Source organism: Burkholderia sp. LK4 (genome assembly GCF_001043615.1).
In the GTDB taxonomy this organism is placed as follows: Bacteria; Pseudomonadota; Gammaproteobacteria; order Burkholderiales; family Burkholderiaceae; genus Burkholderia; species Burkholderia cepacia.
This window is the reverse complement of sequence record NZ_LDUL01000033.1, coordinates 125,435-145,073: the sequence shown is the minus strand read 5'-3', so window position 1 is coordinate 145,073 and position 19,639 is coordinate 125,435. Positions and strand designations below refer to the sequence as shown.

The 19,639-nt window shown below is 65.1% G+C and carries 14 protein-coding genes; 1 reads left to right on the top strand and 13 read right to left on the bottom strand.

Annotation, left to right across the window (positions count from 1 at the left end; translation table 11 throughout):
• Window positions 1-3: 3 nt before the first annotated feature.
• From VK92_RS17845 to VK92_RS17820, 6 genes are all read right to left on the bottom strand, one after another.
• The gene (locus VK92_RS17845) at window positions 4-588 is read right to left on the bottom strand and encodes a fimbrial protein (RefSeq protein WP_048020632.1); all 585 of its coding nucleotides are present in this window, start codon (window positions 586-588) and stop codon (window positions 4-6) included.
• A gap of 853 nt (window positions 589-1,441) precedes the next feature.
• Window positions 1,442-2,953, bottom strand: coding sequence for an agmatine deiminase family protein (locus tag VK92_RS17840; RefSeq protein WP_048020794.1), 1,512 nt, complete (start codon window positions 2,951-2,953; stop codon window positions 1,442-1,444).
• Between the two features lie 150 nt (window positions 2,954-3,103).
• The gene (locus VK92_RS17835) at window positions 3,104-4,216 is read right to left on the bottom strand and encodes an agmatine deiminase family protein (protein ID WP_048020634.1); all 1,113 of its coding nucleotides are present in this window, start codon (window positions 4,214-4,216) and stop codon (window positions 3,104-3,106) included.
• Window positions 4,217-4,293: 77 nt separating this feature from the next.
• Window positions 4,294-5,406 carry a polyamine ABC transporter substrate-binding protein gene (locus tag VK92_RS17830; protein WP_048020636.1) on the bottom strand — a complete coding sequence of 371 codons (1,113 nt, stop codon included), beginning with the start codon at window positions 5,404-5,406 and terminating at the stop codon, window positions 4,294-4,296.
• Window positions 5,407-5,416: 10 nt separating this feature from the next.
• Window positions 5,417-6,331, bottom strand: a complete 915-nt coding sequence (gene aguB / locus VK92_RS17825; protein WP_048020638.1) for an N-carbamoylputrescine amidase — start codon at window positions 6,329-6,331, stop codon at window positions 5,417-5,419.
• Between the two features lie 46 nt (window positions 6,332-6,377).
• A complete protein-coding gene (locus VK92_RS17820) occupies window positions 6,378-7,415 on the bottom strand; it encodes an agmatine deiminase family protein (protein WP_048020640.1) in 1,038 nt (345 codons plus the stop codon).
• A gap of 101 nt (window positions 7,416-7,516) precedes the next feature.
• Here VK92_RS17820 and VK92_RS17815 point away from each other — a divergent pair, with 101 nt between their 5' ends.
• Window positions 7,517-8,446, top strand: a complete 930-nt coding sequence (locus VK92_RS17815; RefSeq protein ID WP_048020642.1) for a LysR family transcriptional regulator — start codon at window positions 7,517-7,519, stop codon at window positions 8,444-8,446.
• 76 nt (window positions 8,447-8,522) lie between these two features.
• On the opposite strand, the gene VK92_RS17810 is transcribed toward VK92_RS17815, so the two are convergent.
• From VK92_RS17810 to VK92_RS17780, 7 genes are all read right to left on the bottom strand, one after another.
• Window positions 8,523-9,827, bottom strand: coding sequence for an MFS family transporter (locus tag VK92_RS17810; RefSeq protein WP_021163178.1), 1,305 nt, complete (start codon window positions 9,825-9,827; stop codon window positions 8,523-8,525).
• Between the two features lie 231 nt (window positions 9,828-10,058).
• Window positions 10,059-11,738 carry a SpoVR family protein gene (locus VK92_RS17805; protein ID WP_048020644.1) on the bottom strand — a complete coding sequence of 560 codons (1,680 nt, stop codon included), beginning with the start codon at window positions 11,736-11,738 and terminating at the stop codon, window positions 10,059-10,061.
• Window positions 11,735-13,003: a YeaH/YhbH family protein gene (locus VK92_RS17800; protein WP_048020646.1), complete on the bottom strand. Its 1,269-nt coding sequence runs from the start codon at window positions 13,001-13,003 to the stop codon at window positions 11,735-11,737. Before VK92_RS17800 ends, VK92_RS17805 begins: the two co-directional genes overlap by 4 nt.
• A 125-nt stretch (window positions 13,004-13,128) precedes the next feature.
• Window positions 13,129-15,051 carry a PrkA family serine protein kinase gene (locus tag VK92_RS17795; RefSeq protein ID WP_021163181.1) on the bottom strand — a complete coding sequence of 641 codons (1,923 nt, stop codon included), beginning with the start codon at window positions 15,049-15,051 and terminating at the stop codon, window positions 13,129-13,131.
• Window positions 15,052-15,613: 562 nt separating this feature from the next.
• Complete coding sequence (locus VK92_RS17790; RefSeq protein ID WP_048020796.1) at window positions 15,614-17,389, bottom strand: methyl-accepting chemotaxis protein; 1,776 nt, start codon at window positions 17,387-17,389, stop codon at window positions 15,614-15,616.
• Window positions 17,390-17,677: 288 nt separating this feature from the next.
• Window positions 17,678-18,607, bottom strand: coding sequence for a ribokinase (gene rbsK, locus VK92_RS17785; protein WP_021157020.1), 930 nt, complete (start codon window positions 18,605-18,607; stop codon window positions 17,678-17,680).
• Window positions 18,604-19,635: a LacI family DNA-binding transcriptional regulator gene (locus VK92_RS17780; RefSeq protein WP_027787474.1), complete on the bottom strand. Its 1,032-nt coding sequence runs from the start codon at window positions 19,633-19,635 to the stop codon at window positions 18,604-18,606. Before VK92_RS17780 ends, rbsK begins: the two co-directional genes overlap by 4 nt.
• Window positions 19,636-19,639 lie beyond the last annotated feature (4 nt).

The window sequence follows — 19,639 nt, the reverse complement described above, 5'->3', positions numbered from 1 at the left end:
CGATCAGTAGTAAGCGAGCGTGTAGCGGATGAACGAATTGCCCGAGCCGGTCTTGATGGCGGCCTGATCGACCGTCGACACGTAGGCGGCCGAATAGGTCAGCGTCGCCGTATTGTCCTTCACGGTTGCGACCTGCGCATCCGCCAGGTTTTGCGGCTTGCCGAGCCAGATCTTGCCGGCCTTGCCGTTGCCGGCGTCGCTGACCTGAATCTCCACGCCTTCGGCCGGTTTCGTCCCGACGAGCTTCAGGTTGCCGGTGGCCGGATTGACGTTGACCGATGCCGGGTCGAAATCGATCACGACCTTGGTATCGTCGGTACAACCCGCGTTGCCGCCGATATTCAGCGCAAACGGTACCGGCGTGGACGTCGAGCCGGCCGTGGCGAACGTGCTGGGGTTGATATGGTCGCCCAGCGACACTTCGCGGATATTGTCTACGCCAGGCGCCTGGCCGTTGATGTTGCACGTCACGTCCGAGATGCTTCCCTCGAACTTGATCGTCCCGTCGTATGCATGGGCAACCGTCGGAACCAGGACTGCGCTTGCGATACCGGCCGCAACCCAGCACCGAAGAAGTTTCATCTTCATTTCCACTTTCCTATGAGATTGATTGGCTTGTGGCATACCGGCCGACATGCGCAATGCCACTTGCTTCAATGGCATGACGCGAAATGGCGGCCGCGCCGTCATTCCCGGTGAAACGGAATGTTCCGCTCCCCTTCGAATATTGACGACCCCGCAATTCTATTTATCCGAACTGGAAATTAATATCGTACAAGTAAGAAATTGATGGAGCAGAAAGCATTCGCGAAGCGCCGGATTCGGGCAGTTTATTGGCACATCCGCGATCGAAGCGGTTTTCCGGGAAACAAGACCATGCCGGAACGTCTGCGCCACCTGCCCGGCAGCGCGTCCAGTGAATATCTCAAGCATGGATAAAAACCCCTGTCAATCCACTCCATGACATAGGCTTTCTGGCCAGCGTAAAAGTCCTAATTCAATACCTGAAATCAGGACAAAACCCAATCCAACTACCGGAATTTGTGATTGGAATAGAAAGCGGCGCTATCCGCAAAAAGGCAATGCGCCGGTGTCCGACGTTTTAGTTTTGAGTAGTGCGGCACGTCGGGACAACGCGCGGCGTTCATTCCCGGAAATCCGGATGGCCGAGAACGGCAGGCAACGCATTATCGTGGTGCAGGCCGGCACACGCGTGTGCCGGTCGGGCGAGAGCGAGCGCGCGCGAACGCCGCGCGCATCGGCGGCCGTGGAGGAACCGATCGTGGCGCCGTGGCCGGCGGCACGCGAAAAAAGACGCCCGCTGCACGCAGCGGGCGCGAATCCCAGTCAAGGAGGTGTCACACGAACTACGGGTTCAGATTACGGAAATCCCGCGTGATGGACAACGAATCGATTTCCATATCGATATGACGGGACACGCTCACGCCGGCACTTCCCGCGTCGAGCAATGGATGCCGCCGCCGCCCGACGCGATGCCGAGGATGTCGACCTGCACGATCGCCCGGTTCCCCGCATACGGGCGGACGGCCGCGACCGCGGCTGCATCGGCCGCCGCGTCGTTGAACTTCGGCATCACGAGCGCCCCGTTGCACGTGTAGAAATTGATGTAGCCGGCCGCGAAGTGCGACATCTGCCGGTCGTTCAGCGTGGTCCCGGCGGACGTGCCGAAAATTGTCGGCGGCACCAGCTCGACGATCTTCAACGGCCGGCCGTTCGCATCGGTCTGGCCCGCAAGGCGCTGCCGGTTCGCATCCGTCAACGCGCGCTCGCCGGTCGAGTTCGACGCGTCGTAACAGCACGCGACCACGCCGGGCGCGAGAAAGCGCGCGTAGAAATCGACGTGCCCGTTCGTGATGTCGGTCTCGCCGGCCGGCGTTGCCGCGCCGCCGGCACCGCCCACGCCGCTGCCGCGCGGATAGGTTGCCGTGCCCGGCAGCCAGATGATCTTCCGCACACCGAGCGTGCGCTGCAGTTCGGCCAGGACGGTATCCCGGGCCGTCGGCAGCAGCGTCGCATTGGCGATCGCACCGTTCGGGATATCGAACAATTGCGGATTCCGGTTCACGTGCAGCACGGCCGACTCGGTGAGGATCGCCGTCGCGTCGCCGTCGAACTCGATCGCGCCGCCCTCGAGCGTCAACGTGCTGCGGATCAGGTTCGCGCCTTTCGTCTGCGCCATCCAGCCCGCCACCGCACTGTCACGATCGAACGGCTGGAAGAACTTGCCCGCCTTCGACCGGTTGCTCGCAGCCGCGACCGCCGGCGGGACCATCGTGCCCGGACTCATGCCGGCGCCGTCGGTGTTCGCATTGCCCCAGCCGTTGAAATTGAAGCTGATCGCATTCAGTGCATTGCCGTTCGCGGTGTCCCTGACGAACAGGCACCCCGTGTCGCGCACCCAGAAATCGTTGAAGCCGTCGGCGAGCGGCACGAGGTTGATCCCGCCCGCACCCACGGCGCGTGCCGCATAGCGCGCATGCAGATCGGGGTTCGCCACGCTCGCGGTCGCGAGCAGCGCGCGGGCCGCGTCGAGATCGGCCGGCTGCACCAGCATGTTGACCGGTTCGGTTGTGCCGATCGCCTTCGCGACATCCATCAGGTCGGCCCGCACCCGGTCGATCCCGGCATCCGTGCTCTGCGACGTGACCGGCATCCAGATGCCTTCCGTGCCGGACGCAAACGCCATGTAGGTCGACGCGTGCGGGGCATCTTCGGCCGGCAGCCGGTACACGGCCTGCCGCGCCGACGGCGTCGTGCTCGGCGTGGACGCCGTGCCGGAGGCTCCGTCGTCGCCGCCGCCGCATGCGGCCAGGCTGCCCAGCAGCGGCAAGCCGAGAAAGGCGGCCGAATATCGGATGAAGCCGCGCCGGCCGGTATCCGGCGTGTGCCGCGCACGCCTGGCGGCGTTCTCGTGAGTACGTTGTTTCGTCATGTTGCAACTCCATTGCGCGGTCGGCGCGCACGCGTGCGCACCGGCTTCCGTCTCGCAAGACGGATTCCGCATTGTTTTCAGTAGTCCGGAACGAATCGTTGCCCGAAACGGTCGTTCGGGCCGGTCACGCAAACCAGCCCATGACCGCGCTCAGGCCGGCTGCTGCTGCGTGGTGCAGTGAATGCCGCCGCCGCCTGCGGCGATGCCGTCGATGTTCAGCTGGATGATCTCGCGCCCCGGAAACAGGTCGACGAGCGTGTCGCGCGTGTTGCGGTCGGCGCGGCTGTCGCCGAACTCCGGCGCGATCACCGCGCGATTGCACACGTAGAAGTTGATATAGCCGGCCGCGAATTCCGCGTTCTCGTATTGGTGCCGAACGGTCTTCGGGCCCGGCAGCACGACGACCTTCAACGGGCGGCCCTTCGCATCGGTGGATTTCCGCAGGATCTCCAGATGCTGCCGCGTCACCGCGTGGTCGTACGAGGACGGGTCCGTGTCGAGCCCGGCCACCACGACGCCCGGGCTCGTGAAGCGCGCGTAAAAGTCGGTATGCCCGTCGGTAATGTCCTTGCCTGCGATGCCCGGCAACCAGATGATCTTCTTCAGCCCGAGCAGCCGGCTCAGCTCCGCCTCGCACTGCGCCTGGCCGACGCCCGGATTGCGGTTCGGATTGAGCACGCAGCTGCGCGTGATGATCGCCGTCCCCTCGCCGTCCACCTCGATGCCGCCGCCTTCGAGCACGAGCCGCGTGTCGAGCAGCCGCGCGCCGGCGCGCTCCGCCACGAACGGCGCGACTTCCGCGTCCTGGTCGTGCTCCTGCTTGTTGCCCCAGCCGTTGAAATTGAAGCTCACGCCGCCGAGCTGGCCCGACGCGTTCTTCACGAACACGGGCCCCGTGTCGCGCATCCACAGATCGTCGACCGGTTGCTGCACGAGCTCGACCGAAGCGCCGCACAGCCGTGACGCGATCGCATAATCCTGCTCGCGCACCAGCATCTTGAGCGGCTCGTGCGCGGCGATCGCCTTCGCGATCGCGGCCAGGTTCGCGCGCGCGACGGGCAACAGCCGTGCGCCCCAGATGTCCTCGCTCGGACCGAACGCCATCCATGTCGCCGTGTGCGGCGCGCCTTCATCCGGCATGTGCCAGGTTACGCCCTGCTGCGCATGCGCAGTGCGGCCGAGCAACCCGCCCAGCGTGCTGGCGGCCAGCGCCGCCCCCGATACGGACAGGCCGCGTTTCAACAGTTGACGTCTCGTTGTCATGGCATTCCTCTTTCGCTTGCCGGTTGCTTCGATTGCTTAGGTTGCTTACGTTGTTTCAGTGGCTTCGTGACGCACGCTCACGGTCGAGCCGTCTTGAAGCCGAGCCAGGCCCGGCCTTCGAGACGCATCGCGGCCGGCGATTCGGCGATCGGCGTGAACAGCGTACGCCGCGTCGACTCGTCCGGATAGATGCCCGGATCGCGCACCAGCGCCGGATCCATCAGCTTCAGCGCGCCCTGGTTCGCATTCGCGTAGCGCGTCGAATTCGAGATCTTCGCGATCACGTCCGGACGCAGGATGTAGTTGATGAACGCATGCGCGTTATCCGGATGTTTCGCGGAGGCCGGAATGACCATCGCGTCGAACCACATCAGGGTGCCGATCCGCGGAATGTCGTACACGACGTCGCGCTTCGGATCGCGCGCCTTCGCCTTCTGCGCGGCCAGGTTGATCGCGCCGGAAAAACCGACCGTCACGCACAGCTCGCCGTCGATCAGCTCGTTGGCGTCGGACGAACCCACGAACTCGCGGATGAATGGCCGGATCTTCATCAGCATCGCCTGCGCGGCCGCGTAGTCCTGCGCGGACGGATGCATCGGATCGCGGCCGACATAGCGCAGCGCCAGCGGCAGCACGGTGCTCGCGGAGTCCTGCAGGCCCAGGCCGCACTTCGCGGCGACGCGCGACGCGATCTCCGGCTTGAACAGCAGGTCGAGGCTGTCGGCCGGCATGTCCTTGCCGAGGATCGCGCGCACCTTCGCGCGGTCGTAGCCGACGCCCACGGTACCCCACATGTACGGCACGCCGTACCGGTTGCCGGGATCGGACTGCGCCATCTGCTTCAGCAGCGACGGATCGAGATACTTCAGGTTCGGCAGCCGGTTCCTGTCGAGCTTGCGAAACACACCCGCCTGGATCTGCCGGGCCATGAAGTCGTTGGTCGGCCACACGAGGTCGTAACCGCTGTTGCCCGTCAGCAGCTTCGACTGCAGCGTCTCGTCGCTGTCGTACGCGTCGTAGCGCACCTTGATGCCGGTTTCCTTCTCGAAGCCGGCCAGCGTATCCGGCGCGAAGTAATTGCTCCAGTTATAGAGGTTCAGCACTTTCTCTTCGTCGGCGCGCGCCGTTCCCGCCAGCACGCACAGCGCGAGGCCCGGCGCCGCGACACACAACCATCCTTGCCGTCTCATCGCGCCTCCCTCATCGATAGCAGGACGATACGCCGTCGCTGGTCAGCAACGTACGGTACATCTCCGGGCGGCGATCGCGGAAGAAGCCCCACGACTGCCGGTCGGCGCGGATCGCGTCGAGATCGAACGTGTGCACGAGCACCGCCTCGTCGGTGCGGTTCGCCTCGGCCAGCTTCTCGCCGGTGTGATCCGCGATGAAGCTCGACCCGTAGAACACGCCGGTGAGGCCCTGCTGCTGCGGATTGCCGTTGCCGAAGCCGGCTTCGCGGCCAATCCGGTTGGCCGCCACCACCGGCACCATGTTGGCGGCCGCGTGGCCCTGCATCGTGCGCTGCCAGTGCCCGGACGAATCGAACGCACTGCTGAACGGCTCCGAGCCGATGATGGTCGGAAAGCACAGGATCTCGGCGCCCATCAGCGCGAGGCAACGCGCCGTCTCCGGATACCACTGGTCCCAGCAGATGCCGATGCCGATCCGGCCGAAGCGGGTATCCCACACCTTGAAGCCGGAATCGCCCGGTGTGAAATAGAACTTCTCCGTATAGCCCGGCCCGTCCGGGATATGCGTCTTGCGATAGACGCCGAGCACGCGTCCGTCCGCGTCCGCCACGGCGATCGAGTTGTACGCGGCATTGCCCGCGCGCTCGAAGAAGCCGATCGGCAGCACGACGCCGAGTTCGCCGGCCAGCGCCGCGAACCGGGCGATCTGCGCGTTGCCTTCGAACGGCTGCGCGAGTTCGAGATGGCGCACGTTCTGGTCGAGGCAGAAGTACGGCATCGCGAACAGCTCCGGGCACAGCACGAGATTCGCGCCCTGCGCGGCGGCCGCGCGGATCAGGCGCTCCGCGGTGGCCATGTTGTCTTCGAGATTCCAGCTGCCCGACGCCATCTGGACGGCGGCGACGGTGATGTGTTTGGACGGCATTGCGATTGCTCCTCGATGGAACCGGAAACCGCTGACGGGACGTCGCTCAGTGCACGACGGACGGCTGCTGCTGCGTCGAACAGTGGATGCTGCCGCCGCCGATCGACAGCGTCGGGATCGGCAGCATCTGCACCTTGCGCGTCGGGAACGCCCGGCTGAATGCGTCGCGTGCGGCCTCGTCCTGCTCGACGCCGAATGCGGTCACGATCACCGCGCCGTTCACCAGAATGTAGTTCGCGTAACAGTCGCAGTAGCGCTCGGAGCCGAAGCGTTCGCTGACGATCGGCGACGGCAGGTCGAGCAGCTCGAAACGGCGCCCCGCCGCATCGGTCGCGAGCTCCAGCGCGCGGCGGTTTTCCCGCATCACGCGGAAATAGTCGCCCTGCTCCGGCAGCGCGGTCTGGCACAGCATCCGGCCGGGTGCGATGAACGACGCGATGCCGTCCACGTGCCCGTTCGTCTCGACTTCGTCGGGGTTGCCCGGCAGCCACACGATCTTCTCGACGCCCAGCATGCGGCGCAATTCCGCCTCGATCTCCGCGCGGCTCAGGTGCGGATTGCGGTTGGGATGCAGCAGGCAGCTCTCGGTCGTGACCAGCGTGCCCTGCCCGTCGACGTAGAACGAGCCGCCCTCCAGCACCATGTGCGAATTGAAGATCTCGGCGCCGGCCGCGCGCGCGATGTCCTGACCGGCCTGCTGGCAGCCGTCGTACGGCTGGTACTTCTCGCCCCAGCAGTTGAAGCGGAACACGGCCGCGCCCAGCCCGCGCCGTTCGCTTACGAGGAAGATCGGCCCGCAATCGCGCAGCCAGTTGTCCTCGGCCGCGACCGGCAGCACGTCGACGCTCGGGCCCACCAGTTCGCGCGCGGCGTCGGCCTGGCTGTGGTGCACCGCGACCACGCAGCGCTGATAGCGCGCGATCGTGCGCGCGACCAGCGCGAATTCGCGGCAGACCTGCGCGTAATGCGTCCCCCACAGGTCCTCGCGATTGTCGAGCACCGGCCATCCGAGCCACGTCGCGTGCATGGATTCCCATTCGGCTGGCATCCGGTAACCGCGCTGGCGAGCATCAAAGCGACCCATCGATCCGACTCCGTTGTGATTGATGAGCGATTTTCCGTCAGGTTAAACTTGATGAATATTGATATTTTTTGGCCGAATCAATCAATTCACCTCATATCTCGATGCAACGCGTTCCGTCCCTGAAACTACTGACCGGCTTCGAAGCCGCGGCCCGGCTGGGCAATTTCTCGCGCGCGGCCGACGAGTTGCACCTGTCGCAGTCGGCGATCAGCCATCAGATCCAGCAACTCGAAGCGCAACTCGGGCAACCGCTGTTCCGCCGGCGCGGCCGCGGCGTCGAGCTGACCATCGCCGGCGAGGTCCTGCAGCGCAGCGTCCAGCGCGCGATGGACACGTTGCGCGGCGGGCTCGACCGCATCGCGACCTACCTGAACCCGGGGCTCGTCGTGCTGGTGTGTCCGGCGCCGTTGCTGCACGGCTGGCTGCAGCCGCGCCTCGAGCAGTTGCAGCAGGCGCTGCCGGACCTGTGCCCGCTGCTGTCGACCGACGAAACCGCGCGCTACGTCGACGAGATCGACGTCGACATGACGATCGGTACGCGGCCGATGCTGCAGCCGGGCCTGGTCGATATCCCGTTCATGCGTGACGAATGGGTGACGGTATGCGCAACGCCGCTGGCCGAGACGCTCGCCCGCGTGCCGCGTGCCGAACACGCGCGGCACGCGGGGCTCGTCTGCCTCGAAACGAGCCTGACCGACGAGCGCATGGCGACCGTCTTTCGCGAGCAGTTGTCGGATTTCCGGATGCAGGCGATCTACGACGACCAGCGGCTCGTGCTGGACGCCGTGCAGCGCGGCCGCGGCATTGCATGCCTGCCGCGCCTCGTCGCGCAGGCCGGCCTCGACCAGCACACGCTGACCGTGCTCGCCGACTACCCGCGCCTGCCCGGCACCACATGGTGGCTGTCGCGGATGGAAGGCCCGTCGCGCTCGCCGATCGTCGAGCAGATGTTCGACTGGCTGGTCCAGCAAGGCATCCTGTCGAGCGTGGCCGACCCGGCGCCCAACCATGCGCCGCCTCCGCCCGCGTAATCGAACGCCGAAAAAAAACGTCCCGCCGGCTGGCGGGACGTTCGTCATGAGGCGAATGCGTACGATGCGCGGCCGATCACGGCTCGTGACGCAGGTACCCTTCCTTGCTCGGATCGCGCATCCGCCACGACACGATCAGCGAGATCGCGCACAGCACGGTCACGTACCAGTAGAAGGTTTCCTCGCTGCCGATCGACTTGAACCACAGTGCGACGTACTCGGCCGAGCCGCCGAAGATCGCGTTCGCGACCGCATACGACAGGCCGACACCCATCGCGCGCACTTCCGGCGGGAACATCTCGGCCTTGATCAGCCCGCTGATCGACGTGTAGAAGCTGACGATCGCGAGCGCGACCGTGATCAGCACGAATGCCGCCACCGGGCTCGTCACGTCCTTCAGCGCGTGCATCAGCGGCACCGTGCCGATCACCGCGAACGAGCCGAACAGGATCATCGACGTGCGGCGGCCGATCCGGTCGGACAGCGCGCCGAACACCGGCTGCATCAGCATGTAGACGAGCAGCGCGACGGTCATCACGTTGCTGGCCGTCTTCGCATGCATGCCGGCCGTGTTCACGAGGTACTTCTGCATGTACGTCGTGAACGTGTAGAAGATCAGCGAGCCGCCGGCCGTGAAGCCGACCACCGTGAAGAACGCCCCCTTGTGCTGCCACACGCCGCGGATCGTGCCCGCGTTTTTCTTGTCGCGCGATTCGGACGTCGACGTCTCGTCGAGCGACTTGCGCAGGTACAGCGAGATCAACGCGGCCGCCGCGCCGACCACGAACGGAATGCGCCAGCCCCACGCCTTCAGTTCGTCGCCCGACAGCGTCTGCTGCAGGATCACGAGCACGAGCAGCGCGCACAGCTGGCCGCCGATCAGCGTCACGTACTGGAACGACGCGAAGAAGCCGCGGCGGCCCTTCAGCGCGACCTCGCTCATGTAGGTCGCGCTCGTGCCGTATTCGCCGCCCACCGACAGCCCCTGGAACAGCCGCGCGACCAGCAGCAGCGCCGGCGCGAGCGCGCCGATCTGCGCGTAGGTCGGCAGCACCGCGATCACGAGCGAGCCGCCGCACATCATCAGCACCGAGATCATCATCGCGTTGCGGCGGCCGTGGCGGTCGGCGATGCGGCCGAACAGCCAGCCGCCGATCGGACGCATCAGAAAGCCGGCCGCGAACACGCCCGCCGTGTTCAGCAGCTGCGTCGTCGTGTTGCCGCTCGGGAAGAACGCCGGCGCGAAGTACAGCGCGCAGAACGAGTAGATGTAGAAGTCGAACCACTCGACGAGGTTGCCCGACGATGCGCCGACGATGGCGAACACGCGCCGCCGGGTGTCATGCGCGGACAGCGCAGCTTGTTCGGTCTGGACGTCCATGGATTGGTCTGTTCCTTGTAGTACTTTCTGGGCGAGGCGGCTGGGCCGCCGCGTGCGATCGAACGTGGCACCGGTTCCGGCGCACGGCGCTACGGGATTTTAGCGAAATGTAAAGTAACCGGCTCTCCGGGTTCGTCCGGATGTAGAAAATTTTTCTCCCGCCATGCGTTCGTCATATGAAAACGCCAGCCCGCAGGCTGGCGTTCGGTGCAAACTTTCCGCAGGCGATGTTCAGATCCGCACCTCCGGCGGCACGTAGCGGCACTCGTAGCGCTTGCGCACGGTACCGGCCTCGTCGACGCTTTCCAGGAACACGTCGAATTGCCAGAGCCGCGCCATGTGCTTGAGCACTTCGTCGCTGTCGTTCGACAGGTGACGGTTGTCGGTCATGAAGTGGCGCAGCGTGAGGCTGCGGTCGCCGCGCGTGTTCACCGCCCACACCTGGATGTTCGGCTCGCGGTGATGGATGTCGTACTGCCTCGACAGTGCCTGCCGCACATACTGGTAGCCCGAATCGTCGTGGATCGCCGACACCTCGAGCGAATCGCGCATGTCGTCGTCGAGCACCGAGAAGAGCCGCATGTCGCGGATCAGGCTCGGCGACAGGTACTGCGCGATGAAGCTCTCGTCCTTGAAGTTGCGCATCGCGTAGTGCATCGCCGGCAGCCACGGGGTGCCCGCGATCTCGGGAAACCACTTGTAGTCTTCCTCCGTCGGCGCTTCGCAGATCCGCCGGATGTCGCTCATCATCGAAAAGCCGAGCGCGTACGGGTTGATCCCGCTGTAGTACGGCTTCGTGACGGGCGGCTGGTAGACCACGTTGCTGTGCGAATGCAGGAACTCCATCATGAAGCTGTCTTCCAGCTTCCCCTGGTTGTACAGCGTATTCAGCAGCGTGTAGTGCCAGAACGTCGCCCAGCCTTCGTTCATCACCTGCGTCTGCCGTTGCGGGTAGAAATACTGGCCGATCTTGCGCACGATGCGGATCACTTCCCGCTCCCACGGTTCGAGCAGCGGCGCATTCTTTTCCGCGAAATACAGCAGGTTCTCCTGCGGCTCGGGCGGATAGCGGTCTTCCTGCTCCTCCATCAGCTCGGGCTTCTTGCCCGGCAGCGTGCGCCACAGTTCGTTCACCTGCGACTGCAGGTACGCCTCGCGTTCACGCCGCAGCGCGGCCTCCTTCGACAGCGAAGGCTTCTGCGGCCGCTTGTAGCGGTCGACGCCGTAGTTCATCAGCGCATGGCACGAATCGAGCAGTTCCTCGACACGATCGAGCCCGTAGCGCTCCTCGCATTCCGCGACGTAGTTCTTCGCATACACGAGATAGTCGATGATCGCGTGCGCGTCGGTCCACAGCCGGAACAGGTAGTTGCCCTTGAAGAACGAGTTGTGCCCGTACGCCGCGTGCGCGATGACGAGCGCCTGCATCGTCATCGTGTTCTCTTCCATCAGATACGCGATGCACGGGTTCGAGTTGATGACGATTTCGTACGCGAGGCCCATCTGGCCACGGCGGTAGCTCTTCTCGGTCGACAGGAAGTGCTTGCCGAACGACCAGTGACGGTAGTTGACGGGCATCCCGACCGACGCATACGCGTCCATCATCTGCTCGGCGCTGATCAGTTCGAGCTGGATCGGGTAGATGTCGAGCTCGTATTGTTCGGCGACCTGCGAGATGTGCGTGTCGTATTCCTCGAGCAGTTCGAACGTCCAGTCGGACGGGCACGGCAGCGGCTTGCGTTCGGCAACGTTCATACGCGCTTCCTTTTGCCCTGGGCCGGGCAAGTCGGCGGCCGGCGGCGGCGGTTCGGCCTGCCCGCTTTGCTGCGGTGCGGCAGGGCCGGCCGTGTCGTCGCCGGAAGGGCGCGGCGCATAGCCGCGCGACTCGTTGTGCAGATGGCGGGTCGTCATGACATTTCCACCTGCTTTTCGAACAATTCGCGAAACACCGGGTAAATGTCGGCAGCCGATTCCACTTTTTTCATCGCGAGATGCGGCTGGGACAGGGCCAGTTGCGCGTATTCCAGCCACAGGTTCTGCTCTTCCGGCGCGACCTGGATATACGCGAAGTAACGCACCTTCGTGAGGATATCCTCTTCCAGGATTTTGCGACACTTGGGCGAATCGTCAGTCCAGTTGTCGCCGTCGGACGCCTGCGCGCCGTAGATGTTCCACTCGGTCGGCGAGTAGCGCTCGTTCATCACCTTGCGCATCAGCTCGAGCGCACTCGACACCACCGTGCCGCCGCTCTCGGTCGAATGGAAGAAGGTGTCCTCGTCGACTTCCTCGGCACGCGTGTGGTGGCGAATGAACACCACCTCGATGCGCTCGTAGTTACGCTTGAGGAACAGGTAAAGCAGGATGAAGAAGCGCTTCGACAGATCCTTGCGCTGCTCGTCCATCGAGCCCGACACGTCCATCAGGCAGAACATCACGGCCTGGCTCGACGGTTGTGGCTGCTTCACGCGGTTGATGTAGCGCAGGTCGAACGGATCGATGAACGGAATCCGCCAGATGCGCCCCTTCAGGTGATGGATCTCGGCCTCGAGCACCGCGATCTCCGCGCGCCGGTCTTCCGGGTCGCTCTTCATTGCCTCGAGCTGCGCCTCGAGGTCGCGCAGCTCGTTGACGAGCGGCGAGCCGAGCGCGATGCGACGCCCGAGTGCGCTGCGCAGCGAACGCACGACGTCGATGTTGTTCGGCGTGCCTTCCGCCGACCATCCCGCGCGCACGTTCTTCCAGCTCGGCACCGTCAGCAGGTGCGTCTTCACGAGGCGAGGCAGTTCGAGATCGTCGAAGAAGTACTGCATGAATTCGTCGCGCGACAACTCGAACACGAAGTCGTCCTGCCCTTCGCCCTCGTTGCTCGCCTGACTGCCTCCGCCACCCGAGCCGCCCTGCGGGCGCGGGATCTTGTCGCCGCGCACGTAGTCCTCGTTGCCGGGGTGCACGTATTCACGACGCCCGCCAGGCGCGTGCCGGAAATTCGGCTCCGCGATGTCCTTGCGCGGGATCGTGATGCTCTGCGTGCTCTGGATATCCTTGATGCTACGGTCGCGCACCGCATCGGACACGGCACGACGAATGTAGTTCTTGACGCGACGCAGAAAGCGTTCGCGGTTGGCGATACTCTTGTTCTTGCCGGCCAGCCTGCGGTCGATGATTTGATGAAGCACTCCCGGTCTCCCGCTCGAAAGTCGATCTGCCGGGGCACTCGCCGCGCATGCCGTCTGCCGTCATGCGGGCGGCGCCTCTGAAGGCGCCCGTACGGTCTCGCCGTACGGGCGCGGTACCGCGCGCGTCATGATGACTTGCGCACGCGCAGGTACCAGTCGCAAAGCAGCCTCACCTGCTTCGGCGTATAGCCCTTCGCGACCATCCGGTTCACAAAGTCCTCATGCTTGCGCTGCTCCTCCGCCGAACCCTTCGCGTTGAACGAAATCACTGGCAACAGTTCCTCGGTGTTCGAGAACATCTTCTTCTCGATCACGACGCGCAACTTCTCGTAGCTCGTCCACACGGGGTTCTTGCCGGCGTTCGCCGCCCGTGCACGCAACACGAAGTTCACGATCTCGTTGCGGTAATCCTTCGGATTACTGATGCCGGCCGGCTTCTCGATCTTCTCCAGCTCCGCGTTCAGCGCGGCGCGGTCGAAGCTCTCGCCCGTATCGTGATCGCGGAATTCCTGGTCCTGGATCCAGAAGTCCGCATACGTGACGTAGCGGTCGAAGATGTTCTGGCCGTACTCCGAATACGACTCGAGGTAGGCCGTCTGGATCTCCTTGCCGATGAAATCCGCGTAGCGCGACGCCAGCACGTCCTTCACGAAGGACAGATACTTCTGCTCGGTTTCCGGCGGGAACTGCTCGCGCTCGATCTGCTGCTCGAGCACGTACATCAGGTGCACGGGGTTGGCCGCGACCTCGCTCGAATCGAAGTTGAACACGCGCGACAGGATCTTGAACGCGAAGCGTGTCGACACGCCCGTCATCCCTTCGTCCACGCCCGCATAATCGCGGTATTCCTGGTACGACTTCGCCTTTGGATCGGTATCCTTGAGGTTTTCGCCGTCGTACACCTGCATCTTCGAGAACAGGCTCGAATTCTCCGGCTCGTGCAGGCGCGACAGCACCGAGAACTGCGACATCATCTTCAGCGTGCCCGGTGCGCAGACGGCCTCGGCCAACGACGAGTTGCGGATCAGCTTCTCGTAGATCTTCGTCTCTTCCGAGACGCGCAGGCAGTACGGCACCTTCACGACGAAGATCCGGTCGAGCAGTGCCTCGTTGTTGCGGTTGTTGCGGAACGCCTTCCATTCCGACTCGTTCGAGTGCGCGAGGATGATCCCGTCGAACGGAATCGCGCCGAAGCCCTCGGTGCCCTTGAAGTTGCCTTCCTGCGTGGCGGTGAGCAGCGGGTGCAACACCTTGATCGGCGCCTTGAACATTTCGACGAACTCGAGCAGGCCCTGGTTCGCCAGGCACAGGCCACCGGAGTAGCTGTACGCGTCGGCGTCGTCCTGCGCGTACTGTTCGAGCTTGCGGATATCGACCTTGCCGACCAGCGACGAGATGTCCTGGTTGTTCTCGTCACCCGGTTCCGTCTTCGCGATGCCGATCTGCCGCAGGATCGACGGATAACGACGCACCACGCGGAACTGGCGGATGTCGCCGTTGTATTCGTGCAGGCGCTTGACAGCCCACGGACTCAGGATGTTTTTCAGGTAGCGGCGCGGAATGCCGTACTGTTCCTCGAGGATCGGGCCGTCTTCGTCGTAGTCGAACAGCCCGAGCGGCGATTCGTTGACGGGCGAACCCTTCAGCGAATAGAACGGCACGCGCTCCATCAGTTGCTTGAGACGCTCGGCGATCGACGACTTGCCGCCGCCCACCGGGCCAAGCAGATAGAGGATCTGCTTCTTCTCTTCGAGCCCTTGCGCAGCGTGACGGAAATATGCGACCACCTGCTCGATCACTTCCTCCATTCCGTAGAACTCACGGAATGCGGGATAGACCTTGATGACCTTGTTCGCGAAGATCCGCGACAGGCGCGGATCGTTGCGGGTATCGATGTGTTCAGGTTCCCCGATTGCTGCCAGCATGCGTTCACCAGCCGTCGCGTACGCGGATGGATCGTTCTTGCAGAGCGCGAGATACTCCTCCAGCGAGAGCTCTTCCTCTCGCGTTTTTTCGAAGCGGTTCGCGAAGCTGCTGTAAATATCCATGCTACCTCCCTCGCCTGAGTCTGAAGACGTGCCTGCCTTCGTACGACTGCGCAGAAGCAAGCGCGTTCGAATTCATCCTAAACCCTTTCTTATTTTTTTTCACGAACTCTTCGTATGAAGTTCGTCATTCTCGACAACACCGCTTGGACAACGCATTTCGTCGTTTTACAATCGATCTCCCGAGCCGCAGAAACTGCATCCGTCGCGTCTCGTCGAACAACGGAACGTCTTGTGCGTTGGACACATCCGACGTCGTCACTTCCTCCCTCATCCCTATACGTTCGAGCAGCCGTTTGCGACGACACGTTGCGCGCGCCGTTACAAATTTTTTTCGCAGCGCCCTTACGGAAATACCCGTACGACGGATGCGGGCACTTCACTCGCACCTGTGCGCACCTCAGTCGATGCAGAACGTTCGATGCACGCAACCTTGCACGATCGTCGTTCATGTACGTCGTCTGTCACATTTCTCCACTGCAGAAACGACAACGCCCGCGTGTTGCGGGCGTCGTTCGCTACCAAATGGGATACCAAATGGGGATAGATACGCGGCACGCGCGAATCAGAAGGTTTCCCAGTCGTCCGCGCCACCGGTAGCGACCGCCTGCGCGGGCGCAGCGGCGGCCGCGACGGGCTTGCGCACCGGTGCCGCCGCAGCCGCGCGCTTCGGCGGGGCATCGCGATCGTCGCGCGCAGCAGCGACCGGCACGGCAACCGCAGCGGAAGGCGCACGCGGCGCGTGACGCACTGCAACCGGCACCGCAACCGGTGCCGCGGAACCCGGCCGCGACGTGTCGTCGGCGAGCTGGAATACCGCTGCCGTTTCACGCAGGCGCCCGGCCTGTTCGTCGAGCGACTGCGCGGCGGCCGCGGCTTCCTCGACGAGCGCCGCATTCTGCTGCGTGACCTCGTCCATCTGCGCGACCGCGCGCGCCACCTGGTCGATCCCGCCGCTCTGCTCCTCGGATGCCGCCGCGATCTCGCCCATGATGTCCGTCACGCGCTGCACCGCACCGATCACGTCGCTCATCGTGCGCCCCGCCTCGTCGACCAGCGTGGAACCCGACCGGATGCGCTCCACCGACGCGTCGATCAGCACCTTGATCTCCTTGGCCGCGGCCGACGAACGCTGGGCCAGGCTGCGCACCTCGCCCGCGACGACCGCGAAACCGCGGCCTTCCTCGCCGGCCCGCGCGGCTTCCACTGCTGCGTTCAGCGCAAGAATGTTGGTCTGGAACGCGATTCCCTCGATGATCGCGATGATGTCGGCGATCTTCGCCGAGCTGTCGTTGATCTCGCCCATCGTGCCGACCACCTGGCCGACCACCGTATTGCCCTTGTTTGCAATCTCCGACGCATTCGCGGCCAGCGAACTCGCCTGGCGTGCATTGTCTGCGTTCTGCTTCACGGTGCCGGTCAGTTGCTCCATGCTCGACGCGGTTTCCTGCAGCGCCGCGGCCTGCTCCTCGGTGCGCGACGACAGGTCGATGTTGCCGGCCGCAATCTGGCGCGCCGCGGTCGCGATCGACTCGCTGCCGCCGCGCACGGTGCGTACCGTGTCGACGAGCCCGCGCTGCATCTTGCCGAGGCCCTCGAGAAGCTGGCCCATCTCGTCACGCCGGTCCACGACGATCGGCCGGCGCAGGTCGCCGGCGGCAATCGCGTCGAAATGCGCGAGCGCGTCGGCAATCGGGCGGCCGATCGCACGGCTCAGCGTCAGCCACGACACCACCGCGGCGGCGAAGCCGGCCGCCAGCGCGACGATGGCCAGCACACGCAGCGTCTCGTACACCGATTCCGCATGATCGAAGTTGGCTTGCGCGTCACTGAACTGGAAGTTGCGCAACGCCTCGCTCGCCGTCGAGAGGTCGGTGTAGCGCGCCTGGAGCTGCTTGGCGCCGTCGCCGATGCGGTCGGCCTGATTCGCGCCGAGCACGCTCGCGAACGCGTCGCACTCGTGCTGCAACGCCTGCCGCTTCGCGGCGACGTCCTGTGCGATGCGATCCTCCTCCGGGCCGCGCGGCAACGCGAGGTACTTTTGCCACCAGGCGTCCGACTGCGCGCGCATCCCGCGGCTTCGCTCGATGGCAGCCGCCGCATCGGGCGTGCCGGCCAGGAGCGCCGCCCGGTCGAGGGCCAGCCGTTCGCGCGCCGAGTAGATCTCGGCAATCGAGACATCGACCGCGCTTGGCATCTGATTCGTGAAGATCTCGCGCGTCGTGCCGTTCGCGCGCGTCATTCCATACACGCCGAGCCCACCGATCACACCGAGGAGCACCGCCAGAAACGCCATCGTGAAACCGATGCGCGCACGAATCGTCAGGTTTTTGAACGCCATCATCCTTCCTGTGTTGCGTCGTAATGGACGGGACGGACCCGTCGCTTCGAAGCATTGCTTCACCTGATGCATTTACGACCAGACACCGCACAACTTGATGGCGTTTCCGCTATTTTTTCGAATTATTCGTCTGTTTATTACAAATAGCTGAACGAAAATACGTACATCACCGTGCACTGGCATGCACCGCGATCAGAGGCTCTCGATTGCCGGCGTGCAGCGTGGATACGCGGCCGGCCGTCGTTTGCGCCGAACCGGCCGCGATGCGCGATCCGGCCCTATCCGGCCCTATCCGGCCAGTTCGGCAAGCGTGGGAATCGACGGTTGCGCGCCCGCCCGCGTGACCGACAGTGCCGCCGCGCGTTGCGCGAAGCGGATCGCGGTGTCGACGTCCGCGCCGGCCGCGAGCCGAGCGGAAAAGCCGCCGATGAAGGTATCGCCGGCCGCCGTCGTGTCGACGGCCTGCACGGCAGGCGCCGGATAATGCCGCGCGGCGCCGTCGGCCGTCAGCGCAAGCACACCCCGTGCGCCCAGCGTGACCAGCACGTTGCGCGCGCCGCCAGCCTGCAGCGCGCGGGCGGCGGCTTCGGCCTCCGCCGGGTCGCGCACCGGCAGCGCGGTCAACGCGGCCGCCTCGACCTCGTTCGGGATCAGGTAATCGACGAGCGGCAGCCAGCCGTCCGGCAGCGGCGCGACGGCCGGGGCAGGATTGAGCACCACCGTGCGGCCGAGCCGCCGCCCGGCCGACAGCGCCGCGAACACCGCATCCGGCGGCGTCTCGAGCTGGCAGATCACGACGTCGGCCGACGCCAGCGCGGCCTCGTGCCGCGCGACCGTATCGGTCGTGACCTCGCCGTTGCCGCCTGCGACGATCACGATCGCGTTCTGGCTCGCATCGTCGACGACGATCAGCGCGACGCCGGTCGACGCCGACGCGCTCGTCGCGAGCCCCGCGCAGTCGATCCCCTCGGCTTCGAGGCCCGCACGCAGTGCCGCGCCGTGCGCATCCGCGCCGACGCAGCCGATCATCGCGACCTGCGCGCCGAGCCGCGCGGCAGCGACGGCCTGGTTGCCGCCCTTGCCGCCCGCCGCCTGCGCGAACGCATGCCCGGCGAGCGTTTCGCCGGGCAGCGGCAGGCGCGGCGCGCGCACGACGAGATCCATGTTGAGGCTGCCGACCACCGTCACGCGGCCGGCGCCCGCCGCGGGCGCGGTCATGCGCGACCGCCGGAAGCCGGCGGCTCGCGGTAGATCGCCGTCGATTCACGCAGCACGAGACGCGGCGACACGACGCGACGGCGGCTCGGCACGGCCGACGAGCCGCCGCCGATCCGCTCGATCAGGGTCTGCGCGGCCATTTCGCCGAGCGCGCGCACCGACTGGCCGACCGTCGACAACGCCGGATACGTGTAGCGGGAGAATTCGATGTCGTCGAATCCGATGATCGAACAGTCGTCGGGCACGCGCATGCCGCGCTCGGCCGCCGCACGCAGCGCGCCGACGCCCATCAGGTCGTTGCCCGCGAAGATCGCGCTCGGCCGCACCGATTCGAACAGCCGCGACGCCGCGTGATAACCGCCGAGGCACGAGAAGTCGCTTTCCGCGATCGCGCCCGGCACGATGTCGACACCGCGCTCGGCCATCGCACGGATGAAACCGTGCACGCGCATCGCGCTGACCGCCGTGTCGGTCGGCCCCGTGATGCAGCCGATCTTCGCGTGCCCGAGCTCGAGCAGGTGGCGCGTCGCCAGGTACGCGCCGCGCTCGTGGTCGATCTGCACGAGGTCGGCCGCAAGCCCCTCGATGTTGCGATCGACGACGACGAGCGGCGCATGGATGTCCGCAAGCGTCTGCGCGAGCACCGCATCCTCGCCCGCCGACGCGACGATCAGCCCGTCGATGCGCTTTTCCTGCAGCACGCGCAGGTAGTTGCGCTGCTTCACGGGATCGTCGTCCGAGTTGCAGAAGAACACGCAATAGCCATTGGCCGCACACTGATCCTCGATGCCGCGCGCAAGCTCCGCGAAATACGGATTCGTGCTGTTCGGCACGACGAGGCCGATGGTCGCCGTCGCACGCGCCTTCAGCGAGCGTGCCACGGCCGACGGCACGTAATTCAGCTCGCGGATCGCGCCCTCGACCTTCGCACGCACATCCGCAGACACCGGCCGCGAGTTGTTCACCACGTGCGAGACGGTCGTAAACGACACCCCCGCCATGGCTGCCACATCCTTGATCGTCGCCATTTCC

Excerpts from the sequence above, each read along its gene's own strand:
- VK92_RS17845 (WP_048020632.1), bottom strand. The coding sequence starts at position 588 with ATGAAGATGAAACTTCTTCGGTGCTGGGTTGCGGCCGGTATCGCAAGC.
- VK92_RS17840 (WP_048020794.1), bottom strand. The coding sequence starts at position 2,953 with ATGACGAAACAACGTACTCACGAGAACGCCGCCAGGCGTGCGCGGCAC.
- VK92_RS17835 (WP_048020634.1), bottom strand. The coding sequence starts at position 4,216 with ATGACAACGAGACGTCAACTGTTGAAACGCGGCCTGTCCGTATCGGGG.
- VK92_RS17830 (WP_048020636.1), bottom strand. The coding sequence starts at position 5,406 with ATGAGACGGCAAGGATGGTTGTGTGTCGCGGCGCCGGGCCTCGCGCTG.
- aguB (WP_048020638.1), bottom strand. The coding sequence starts at position 6,331 with ATGCCGTCCAAACACATCACCGTCGCCGCCGTCCAGATGGCGTCGGGC.
- VK92_RS17820 (WP_048020640.1), bottom strand. The coding sequence starts at position 7,415 with ATGGGTCGCTTTGATGCTCGCCAGCGCGGTTACCGGATGCCAGCCGAA.
- VK92_RS17815 (WP_048020642.1), top strand. The coding sequence starts at position 7,517 with ATGCAACGCGTTCCGTCCCTGAAACTACTGACCGGCTTCGAAGCCGCG.
- VK92_RS17810 (WP_021163178.1), bottom strand. The coding sequence starts at position 9,827 with ATGGACGTCCAGACCGAACAAGCTGCGCTGTCCGCGCATGACACCCGG.
- VK92_RS17805 (WP_048020644.1), bottom strand. The coding sequence starts at position 11,738 with ATGACGACCCGCCATCTGCACAACGAGTCGCGCGGCTATGCGCCGCGC.
- VK92_RS17795 (WP_021163181.1), bottom strand. The coding sequence starts at position 15,051 with ATGGATATTTACAGCAGCTTCGCGAACCGCTTCGAAAAAACGCGAGAG.
- VK92_RS17790 (WP_048020796.1), bottom strand. The coding sequence starts at position 17,389 with ATGGCGTTCAAAAACCTGACGATTCGTGCGCGCATCGGTTTCACGATG.
- rbsK (WP_021157020.1), bottom strand. The coding sequence starts at position 18,607 with ATGACCGCGCCCGCGGCGGGCGCCGGCCGCGTGACGGTGGTCGGCAGC.
- VK92_RS17780 (WP_027787474.1), bottom strand. The coding sequence starts at position 19,635 with ATGGCGACGATCAAGGATGTGGCAGCCATGGCGGGGGTGTCGTTTACG.